The sequence below is a fragment of the Petrotoga sp. HWHPT.55.6.3 genome, assembly GCF_002895495.1.
In the GTDB taxonomy this organism is placed as follows: domain Bacteria; phylum Thermotogota; class Thermotogae; order Petrotogales; family Petrotogaceae; genus Petrotoga; species Petrotoga mobilis.
Map to the genome: position 1 here is coordinate 1 of NZ_AZRJ01000022.1, position 9,474 is coordinate 9,474.

10 protein-coding genes and 1 pseudogene are annotated in these 9,474 nt (G+C 31.3%); 10 read left to right on the top strand and 1 reads right to left on the bottom strand.

Features of this window, described 5'->3' with window-relative positions; translation table 11 throughout:
* Positions 1 to 171 precede the first annotated feature (171 nt).
* The 10 genes from rfbA (X926_RS07130) to X926_RS07175 all read left to right on the top strand — a co-directional run bounded on the left by rfbA (X926_RS07130) (position 172) and on the right by X926_RS07175 (position 7,652).
* Positions 172 to 1,050, top strand: coding sequence for a glucose-1-phosphate thymidylyltransferase RfbA (gene rfbA, locus X926_RS07130; protein ID WP_103065563.1), 879 nt, complete (start codon positions 172 to 174; stop codon positions 1,048 to 1,050).
* A complete protein-coding gene (gene rffA, locus X926_RS07135) occupies positions 1,047 to 2,177 on the top strand; it encodes a dTDP-4-amino-4,6-dideoxygalactose transaminase (RefSeq protein WP_103065564.1) in 1,131 nt (376 codons plus the stop codon). The genes rfbA (X926_RS07130) and rffA overlap by 4 nt, the downstream gene beginning before the upstream one ends.
* Positions 2,178 to 2,360: 183 nt before the next feature.
* Complete coding sequence (locus tag X926_RS07140; protein ID WP_103065565.1) at positions 2,361 to 3,362, top strand: sulfotransferase domain-containing protein; 1,002 nt, start codon at positions 2,361 to 2,363, stop codon at positions 3,360 to 3,362.
* Between the two features lie 233 nt (positions 3,363 to 3,595).
* Positions 3,596 to 3,835 (top strand): hypothetical protein, encoded by a 240-nt coding sequence (locus tag X926_RS07145; protein WP_103065566.1) that lies wholly within the window; start codon positions 3,596 to 3,598, stop codon positions 3,833 to 3,835.
* Positions 3,799 to 4,074, top strand: a complete 276-nt coding sequence (locus X926_RS10445; protein ID WP_103065567.1) for a GNAT family N-acetyltransferase — start codon at positions 3,799 to 3,801, stop codon at positions 4,072 to 4,074. The genes X926_RS07145 and X926_RS10445 overlap by 37 nt, the downstream gene beginning before the upstream one ends.
* On the top strand, positions 4,071 to 4,943 hold the full coding sequence (gene rfbA / locus X926_RS07155) for a glucose-1-phosphate thymidylyltransferase RfbA (protein ID WP_103065568.1): 873 nt from the start codon (positions 4,071 to 4,073) through the stop codon (positions 4,941 to 4,943). Before X926_RS10445 ends, rfbA (X926_RS07155) begins: the two co-directional genes overlap by 4 nt.
* Positions 4,940 to 5,986 carry a dTDP-glucose 4,6-dehydratase gene (gene rfbB, locus X926_RS07160; protein WP_103065569.1) on the top strand — a complete coding sequence of 349 codons (1,047 nt, stop codon included), beginning with the start codon at positions 4,940 to 4,942 and terminating at the stop codon, positions 5,984 to 5,986. The genes rfbA (X926_RS07155) and rfbB overlap by 4 nt, the downstream gene beginning before the upstream one ends.
* 103 nt (positions 5,987 to 6,089) lie before the next feature.
* Positions 6,090 to 6,410, top strand: a complete 321-nt coding sequence (locus tag X926_RS07165; protein WP_103065570.1) for a hypothetical protein — start codon at positions 6,090 to 6,092, stop codon at positions 6,408 to 6,410.
* A 166-nt stretch (positions 6,411 to 6,576) separates the two neighbouring features.
* Positions 6,577 to 7,302 carry a hypothetical protein gene (locus tag X926_RS07170; RefSeq protein ID WP_103065571.1) on the top strand — a complete coding sequence of 242 codons (726 nt, stop codon included), beginning with the start codon at positions 6,577 to 6,579 and terminating at the stop codon, positions 7,300 to 7,302.
* Positions 7,303 to 7,316: 14 nt separating this feature from the next.
* A complete protein-coding gene (locus tag X926_RS07175) occupies positions 7,317 to 7,652 on the top strand; it encodes a hypothetical protein (protein WP_103065572.1) in 336 nt (111 codons plus the stop codon).
* A 367-nt stretch (positions 7,653 to 8,019) separates the two neighbouring features.
* Here the strand turns inward: X926_RS07175 and X926_RS10165 are convergent.
* A pseudogene (locus X926_RS10165) lies at positions 8,020 to 9,474 on the bottom strand (hypothetical protein); the annotation flags it as partial.

Here is a 9,474-nt window from a genome sequence, read left to right on the forward strand (position 1 = left end):
TACCGTATAATGACAATTGAACGACCTCCTTACGAGATAATAAAGATATGGTATCAAATAAATTAACAGTGAGGAGGTAAAAGTACAATATTGAAGGTATTAAAAGTTAGTTACAATGGGTATTTTAGAGTTTCTGAAGACAGTATATTTGAATCTTAGGGAGGCTTTATGATGAAAGGCATAATCCTTGCGGGGGGAAATGGCACAAGACTTTCCCCAATAACAAAGGGAATAAGTAAACAATTATTGCCTATTTACGATAAGCCAATGATATATTATCCTTTATCCGTTCTCATGCTTGCTGGAATAAGAGAAATTTTAATAATTTCTAACCCCGAATATATCGACATGTACAAAAGATTATTAAACGATGGAAGTCATTTGGGACTAAAGATAGAGTACAAAATTCAAGAAAAACCAAGAGGACTTGCAGACGCTTTCATTGTCGGAGAAAAATTTATAGGTGAAGACAGAGTTTGTTTAATTCTTGGGGATAACGTATTTTATGGGCAAGGGTTTGGACCAAAGCTCAAAAAGGCTTCTGAAATACAAAAAGGTGCTGTTATATTTGGTTATTATGTAACTAATCCTAGTGAGTTTGGGGTTGTAGAGTTTGACGAACAGGGAAATGTCTTAAGTTTGGAGGAAAAGCCTTCAAAGCCAAAGTCAAATTATGCTATTCCCGGATTGTACTTTTATGATAACTCTGTGATTGAAAAGGCTAAGAATCTGAAACCTTCTGCAAGAGGAGAATTAGAAATTACTGATTTAAACAAAGTGTATTTAAAAGAGCAACAATTGAGAGTTGAACTTCTTGGAAGAGGATTTGCATGGTTAGACACAGGTACTTATGATGGACTGGCAAACGCTGCAGACTTTGTTAGAACCATTCAAAAAAGAACTGGTTTATACATCGCTTGTTTGGAGGAAATAGCCTACAGGAACAGATGGATAACAAAAGCAGAATTGATTAAATTAGGTAAAGAACATGAAAAGACTGAATATGGAAATTACCTAATTATATTGGCGAAGGAAGATGATAAGAAATGATACCTTTTAATAAACAAAATCTATTTGGAAAAGAATTAGAATATATAAAAGATGTCTTTGATAATGGTAAGGTTTCAGGCGATGGGAAATATACGAAATTGTGTTCAAATTTCATGGAAGAAAGATTTAAATCAAAAAAAGTTTTATTAACTCCATCAGGAACGGCCGCCCTAGAATTAGCTGCATTATTATCTGATATTAAAGAAGGTGATGAGGTAATATTACCTTCTTACACTTTTGTATCTACTGCAAATGCTTTTGTATTAAGGGGTGCAAAATTAGTATATTGTGATATAAGAGAAGACAACTTAAACATTGACGAAGACAAAATCGAGAGCCTAATAACAGATAAGACTAAAGCCATTGTCCCCGTTCATTATGCAGGAGTCGCGTGTGATATGGATAAAATTATGGAAATTGCTAAAAAATATAATCTTTTAGTTATAGAAGATGCAGCTCAGGGAGTGGATGCAAAGTATAAAGACAAATATTTAGGAACGATAGGTGACATTGGTTGTTATAGCTTTCATGAAACAAAAAACTTTTCAGCAGGAGAAGGTGGAGCTGTATCAGTAAACAATCCTCAATATTTAGAGAGAGTTGAAATAATTAGAGAAAAAGGAACCAACAGGAGTCAATTTTTTAGAGGAGAAGTAGATAAGTATACGTGGGTAGATATTGGATCTAGCTATTTACTTTCAGATATAAACGCTGCTGTATTGTTTCATCAACTTGAAAATATTGAGAAGATAAACCAAAAAAGAAGGGAAATATTTGAAGCTTATTATAACGGATTAATGCCGCTACAACATAAAAGAAAGCTAAGACTTCCCATAATAAATGAATATGCTAGAACTAATTATCACATGTTTTATATAATTTTAAAGACAGAAGAACAAAGAGACAATCTAATGTATTACTTAAAAGAAAACGGTATACATAGTGTTTTTCATTATATTCCATTACATGAATCAAAATATTCAAAAAAAAGATTTGGTAGTTTTAAATTACCTATAACTGAAAACCTAAGTAGAAGATTGCTGAGATTACCAATGTATTATTCTTTAGAGCTAAGGGAGGTTAAATATATAGTAGAAAAAATACAAGATTATTTTGGAGAACAATGAAATGATATGAAGATATAAGTATTTTTAGCTACTGAAAAAGGAAAAAGGTTCTCTTCCAAAAAGTGTGGGTAGAAAAAATGAAATATGAACAAATGATTAAATAATCTAGTATCATATAGGAAAATAATAAATAGTTACAAAGGTTTATTTTGTAAATAATGGAAAAAGGAGAAAGATAAAAAAATGAAAAGAATCGTTGTACATATTGGTTATCCAAAAACAGCTACTACAACTCTTCAAGAAGCAGTATTTATGAAATTACATCAAGAGAAGAAAATAAATTACTTGGGAAAAACTAATTTCATCCGTTATTCAAAAGAAAAACGATTCTTTTTCTCAAACTCTCTGGTAAATTCTATTGTTTTTGATAAACCTTTTCACGAAAAAGCTAATATCTCTGAAACAAAATTAAATATACTTTCAAACGAAGACTTGTGTTTGATTCCATATTTTAAAGAAATTCAAACACAAAAAAAAGTAGTAGATCCTTTTCTATATCCTAGAAAATTAAAAACATATTTTGAAAATTTTGCAGATGAAATTATAATATTTGTTACTTTAAGGAATCAAACAGAATTAATATATTCAAATTACGTAGAAGGATATTATTTGTTCAAAAATGATGAAAAAAGAAATTCTTTTAATAAGTTTCTATTAAAAGAAATGGATAATCTTGAGGATATTTACAGTGGTTTTCGCTTTTCAGATATTTTGACGGAATATTCAAATATCTTTGGTAGAAAAAATATTCACATTTTGCTTTACGAAGATTTAAAATACAATCAACATTTTTTTTGTAAAGAATTGAGTCGAATAATCAACGTGCAAAGTAATATTTTAGAAAGTCTTTTAGCAATGAATAATCTTAGAAATAAAAGAAAACTTAAAGAAGGTTATTATGCTGAATTTGTTGAAGCAAGAAAAATAACAAATATTTTAAAGAAATTTCCTAACAATAGAGTTATTGACATATTACTTTCTACCTATAAAAATACGTGGGATAATGAAATTTCCTTTTTTAAGATTCTTAGTAAACTGTTATATAAAAGAAATTATGTTTTCATTCCAAAATTTACAGAAGAACACAGACAGATTATTTTAAATGAATTTAGAGAAGGTAACATTAGACTTTCTAAAAACTTTGGTGTAAGTATCGATAAATTAAAAAAATACCGATACATTTAACTTAAGAGGAAAAATAAAATTTTGGATTTCTTCCAAAAAGTGTGGGTAAATAAACGGTAAATTTAATTTTACCCCAATTTATTAACTTACTATTTTTGTGATAAAACTCATTTTAATAAAGTCTAATTAATCTCAGTATTCATTTTTTATCAATTGACTTCTTTACAAAAAGGGAGTGACGCTGAAAGATGGGTATTAAATTAAGACCTTTAAAGTTAACAGATGCTGATTAAATGAAAGATTTCGCGGAAGATGAGGATATTTCTAAAAACCTACTATTCACAAGATTTCCTTTTTCAACAGAAAATATGATTTCTTTTATCAAATCTTCATGGGAAGATAAGAGAAATATACATTACGCTATTGCAAATGAAGATGATGAATATATTGGAACCATTAGTTTAAAAAATTTTAGCTATATAGATAAAAAGGCTGAATATGCAATAGTAACAAGAAAAATTATTGGGGTCTAAAAGTTGCTTCATCAGCAACAGATAAAAATCTTAATTATGGTTTTTACCCCCTCAATTTGGATAAGATATATTTAAATGTTTTAAGTTCGAATTTAAGAGTAATTAGATTTTATGAAAAATATGGATTTAATCAAGAAGCCATTTTTAAAAAACATGTTTATAGAAATGGTGATTATGTTGACTTGATTTGGTTTTCTTATTTAAAAAATGACTTTATTGATAAGAGGTTTAAATCATGAAAGGCATAATTCTTGCAGGGGGAAATGGTACAAGATTATACCCTGTCACTAAAGGGCTAAGTAAGCAATTATTACCTATTTACGATAAACCAATGATCTACTATCCACTATCAACTATCATGTTAGCAGGAATAAGAGAAATTTTAATAATTTCTAACCCCGAATATATCAACATGTACAAAAGGCTATTAAACGATGGAAGTTATTTAGGTCTAAAGATAGAATACAAAATTCAAGAAAAACCAAGAGGACTTGCAGACGCTTTCATTGTTGGCGAAGATTTTATTGGTAAAGATAGTGTTTGTTTAATCCTTGGGGATAATGTGTTTTATGGACAAGACTTTGTTCCAAAATTAAAAAAAGCCGCAAAGTTAGAAAAAGGTGCCATCATTTTTGGATATTATGTAAATAATCCAAGTGAATTTGGAGTTGTAGAATTCGATGAAAATTATAAAGCGATTAGTTTAGAAGAAAAACCTTCAAAACCAAAGTCAAAGTACGCAGTACCTGGATTATATTTTTATGATAACTCTGTAGTAGAAAAAGCAAAAAATCTCCAACCTTCAGATAGAGGAGAGCTGGAAATAACAGATTTGAATAGAATGTATTTGGAAGAAAATAAATTGAATGTTGAAATCTTAGGAAGAGGTATAGCATGGTTAGACACAGGCACTTACGACGGACTTGCCAACGCCGCTGACTTTGTTAGAACCATTCAAAAAAGAACTGGTTTATACATCGCTTGTTTGGAAGAAATAGCCTACAGGAACAAATGGATAACAAAAGAAGAATTGATTAAATTGGGTAAAGAATATGAAAAGACTGAATATGGACAATACATTCTAAGATTTGCGAGTGATACGAATTGAGTATCTTAGTAACAGGGGTAGCTGGATTCATAGGAAGTAATTTCGTATACTACTACTTAAGAAAACACAAAGACAAAAAGATAATAGGGTTAGACAAACTAACCTATGCAGGGAATTTGGATAATTTATCCAAATTAAGTGAAGAAGAAAAAAATAGATTCACCTTCATAAAAGGTGACATAAATGATATAGAACTGCTAGAAAAGATATACCAAGAAAACGAAATAGAAGGGATAATAAACTTTGCTGCCGAAAGTCATGTAGACAGATCGATACACGACCCACAGATATTTTTAAAAACAAACATACTAGGAACACAAACACTGTTGCATGTATTCAAAAAACATTACGATGAAAGAAAAAACCAAAAATTCTTACAAGTATCAACCGATGAAGTGTATGGAGCGTTGGGACCAACGGGATACTTCACAGAAAAAACACCCCTTGATCCACACAGTCCATACTCTGCAAGTAAAGCGAGTGCAGATTTTATAGTAAAGGCTTACCACGACACATATGGATTAAATACGAACATAACAAGATGCTCAAACAACTATGGACCATACCAATTTCCAGAAAAGCTTATACCGCTGATGATAAACAACGCACTAAACCACAAAGAGTTACCTGTGTATGGGGATGGGAAGCAGATAAGGGATTGGTTGTACGTGGGAGATCATTGTAAAGCGATAGAGCTTGTATTTGAAAAAGGAAGAAGTGGAGAAGTATACAACATAGGGGGACACAACGAAAAAGAAAACATAGAGATAGTAAAAATAATAATAGAATACTTACAAGAAAAAACAAAAGACGAAAAGATAAACGAAGGATTAATAAAACATGTGAAAGACAGGTTAGGCCATGACAGAAGATACGCAATAGACCCAACGAAGATAAAAGAAGAGTTAGGCTGGGAACCAGAGACAAAGTTTGAAGAAGGTATAAAAATAACGATAGATTGGTACCTTGAAAACAAAGAATGGATGGAGAAGGTTATAACAGGGGAGTATAAGGAGTTTTATAGGAGGAATTATGGGGGATGAAAGTTATATGAAAGATGGGTACGTATTGAGCCCTTTTTCAGGAAAAAAGGATAAAATTAGGAATTAACTAAGATATAGAATCTAAACAAGGGGTGATTTTATTTTGGGAAATATTCTTGGTTCTTTTTGGGTAAATTGGTTGATTGTTATTCTTGGAGGTGTAAACTTTGTCTTATTTTTTTGGATTCTTGCTAAATCAAAAAATCTTTCTTCTAAATTAAGACCTAACAGGGCAGAACATTTAGAACTTTACGAATTTTTCAGAGACACGTACAAAAAATCTAACGCAAAGAATAACTTTGGATATATCGAAGGTGAAAATAGTTCTATTAACAAATATTTTTCTATTTACGGTTCTGTGACTAGTATTTTCCCACTTTTGGGGATTTTGGGTACAGTAATTTCTTTTTTGAAACTTTCATAAATCACTTCTGAAATAATAACTCAAAATTTTGTGAATGCTTTATCTTCAACATTTCTTGGTCTTATATTTGCAATACTATTTAAACTATTAGAAGGAATACTTGCCTATAAAATAGAGGATAACAATTATATAATAGATACAATGATCAAGACTGCGAGTGATAGTAATGAAAAAAAGAACGATAATTGAACTTACACCTTTTGTAGATATACTGTTGATACTTCTTTTCGCTTTTTTATTTAACATATCTGAAACCAATGAAAAAGCTGAAGTTGCAACAAACAAAAGTATAGAATTAGCACAAGAAAACTTGGAACTTAAAAATGATTTAGAGGAAAAATCAAACTCTCTTCAAGATATAGCTAACCAAAACGAAAAGTTGGAAAAACAAAATACTTTTTATAAAAATTTTTACATAGAGCTATCCAATATCATTGAAAAAGCTTTTGAAGATGTGGAACAACCAGAAAATATTGGTGAAGATGAAGTCGAAAGAATAAAAAAACTATTGGAAAACAAAGGAATCAACTTAGACTACTTTATAAAAAACGAAGCTTTAAAAGGGAACTTCTTTGTTCTGGATATAACCATTCAAGGTAAGGAGCCCGAAGTTTTCTTAAACAACCAGAAAATAGACTTTTCCATAACCTATGAGCAGTATGCCTCAGAAAACACTAGAGAAAATAAATTAAACATCCTTGAAGAGAAAATAGAAAGTTCTTTGAAAAACAACGGAATTCCCCAATTAATTCTAATAACAATAAAACAGATGGATGAAAACGTTTTTCTTTACTCATATAATTTGTTGTTAGAAGCAGTCAAGGAAATACAGAATAAATACGGTGCTGACCGGATTTATTTTACAGAAATACCATTTTTATACAATAATTAAGGGGTGATATTATTATGAAATTGAATGTTATACTTATTTTAATAATTATAGCTTTATTTTTCTTTATATCGTTTGCATTTAAAGGATTTGGACTTGGGGGAGAAGGCCAAGGTACAAAGGCCCCAGGGAATCAAATAGAAGGTGATAAAATACCATTAATAACAATAAAATCTGACGAAATATATGTTAACGGTGAGTTAGTAAGCAAAGATAACCTTGCAGAAACTTTCAAAGAACTAGCCAACAAAACAGAAATAGTGGAAATTGATTCTAGTAAGGCAAAAAGAACAACTTATTTGGAGGTTAAAGATGAATTAGAAAAATTAAATTTAACTATAATAGAGAAATAATCTCTCTTATAGACAGATTTTTTTGTGCGCCCAGCATGCGCAATAGCTAAGCGGTGAAAGCCCGTTGTGGACCAGGAGTGGGAACAACTAGTCGAAGGCAAGGGTGTCCATCGTGAGGTGGAATCTGAAGGAAGCCCAAGGCAAAGTCCCCGTCCGATGAACAAGAACCAGATACCCTGCTAAGTGGAGTGGACGAGTTTGCGGGGCAAAACGAAGTCCAACAGCTATCCAGAACTTCACGGAGTAAATCTGGCGGATAGATGCAAGGAGACGGGCTTCCGCATCTTAAGGATGTGTGCAGTGGTGTGGAAGGACGATAGATAAATTAATTATCTACCTCCTACCCGATTGTGTTATCTTCCGTACCTTACATCCCATATTTTTCTTCTCTTTTTCTAAATGCCTCTTTACTACCCTCTAAGATTGACATAATATTTTCACGTATCTTCAAATCTTCTAGAGTCCCTAACTTATAAGAGATTTCGTTGTTCTCAAACTCAGCAACAATTATCTGTTCTGCATCGGTATTGACAACAAGATTTGCATTATTTGTGGCAATTATAATTTGCCTTTTCTTTTTAGCCTCTCTGAAAGCTTTGACAAGTTCACTATAAATAAATTTGTTATCTAAACCCTCTTCTGGTTGATCCACAATCAACGGATAATCACCCTCTGCCAAAAATAGCTTTAACAAAACCGTCCCTTTTTGTCCCATTGACAGCCTGCCCATTGATGTTCCTTTAAAAAGGACTTCCGTGCTCAATGAAAAATAATTATCAAAAGTCCATTTATAGAAATCGTAACTTGTTCTTGTTCCCTTCAAAAACTTTTTATTCTCAAATATATTGTGGATAAACTCCTCAAGAGACTTCACCATTTTCTCTAAAGCGTCTTTAGTAATTGCAGTTTTCAGCGGTTCGGCACTTTTTTCTACCCCATCTATATTGATTTTCCTCTGATCCAAAATATCTGATCCAAATTCTATAAATCTGTCCTTGTCAAAGTAGATGCTCGATTTGAAATCAATTCCACTCATTATTTCACTTTTGCCCATCGAAAATACCTCAATAACCTTTTTATAATATTCCCTCCAGTCCCAATATTTGCTTAAGAGAGCTTTGTGTTTTTCCATTTGTAGGCTTTCAAGCGATTTTATTTTCTCTTTTTTCTTCTCTAATTCCTTTAATTGCTGCTCTAAAGCTTTAACATCGGTATTTATAACATCTATCTCTTCAAGGAGTTCAGCATGTGTTTTTTCAACTCCAGAAAGTTGACTTAGCTGTCCTTTTTTCTTTTCAATTTGTTTTGTAACATCTTCAATTCTTTGAGGGATAAGTTCAAGTGCTTTCTGGATTGCAACAAGTTGAAGTTTGAAATCTAATCGTGGAATTGTTTGATCAACCTTTAACTCTGACAAGTCACCATTCAAGTCATTTATAGTGTTATTAGAATCCTCCAGAAATCCTTCCAACTTATCTTTAAATTGTCCTAAATTGGTTTTAATATTCTCAAATTTAGAATGTTTTACTTGAAGTTCTATCTCTTCTCTCTTAAGCTTTTCAATGCTTTCTTTGATGCCTTCTTCCATGCTTTCTGTAAGTCTTCCAAGTTCATCTTCTTTATCTTTTAACTCTCCTTCTTTAATTTTCTTTCTACCTGTGATTTCAGTTATAATTTCTCCATTAGTATCTTCTTCAAGTTCATATATTTCTCTATTAATTTTGTCGATTTGTCTGGTAGTCTCATCTATTTCGTCTTTTATCGCATCAAATTTTTGTTTATATCCTCCTTCTATTACTTCTTTTACTGTCTTCAGAAACTC

Bases quoted from the DNA above. Each gene is read 5' to 3' on its own strand.
- rfbA (WP_103065563.1), top strand. From the start codon at position 172: ATGAAAGGCATAATCCTTGCGGGGGGAAATGGCACAAGACTTTCCCCA.
- rffA (WP_103065564.1), top strand. From the start codon at position 1,047: ATGATACCTTTTAATAAACAAAATCTATTTGGAAAAGAATTAGAATAT.
- X926_RS07140 (WP_103065565.1), top strand. From the start codon at position 2,361: ATGAAAAGAATCGTTGTACATATTGGTTATCCAAAAACAGCTACTACA.
- X926_RS07145 (WP_103065566.1), top strand. From the start codon at position 3,596: ATGAAAGATTTCGCGGAAGATGAGGATATTTCTAAAAACCTACTATTC.
- rfbA (WP_103065568.1), top strand. From the start codon at position 4,071: ATGAAAGGCATAATTCTTGCAGGGGGAAATGGTACAAGATTATACCCT.
- X926_RS07170 (WP_103065571.1), top strand. From the start codon at position 6,577: ATGAAAAAAAGAACGATAATTGAACTTACACCTTTTGTAGATATACTG.
- X926_RS07175 (WP_103065572.1), top strand. From the start codon at position 7,317: ATGAAATTGAATGTTATACTTATTTTAATAATTATAGCTTTATTTTTC.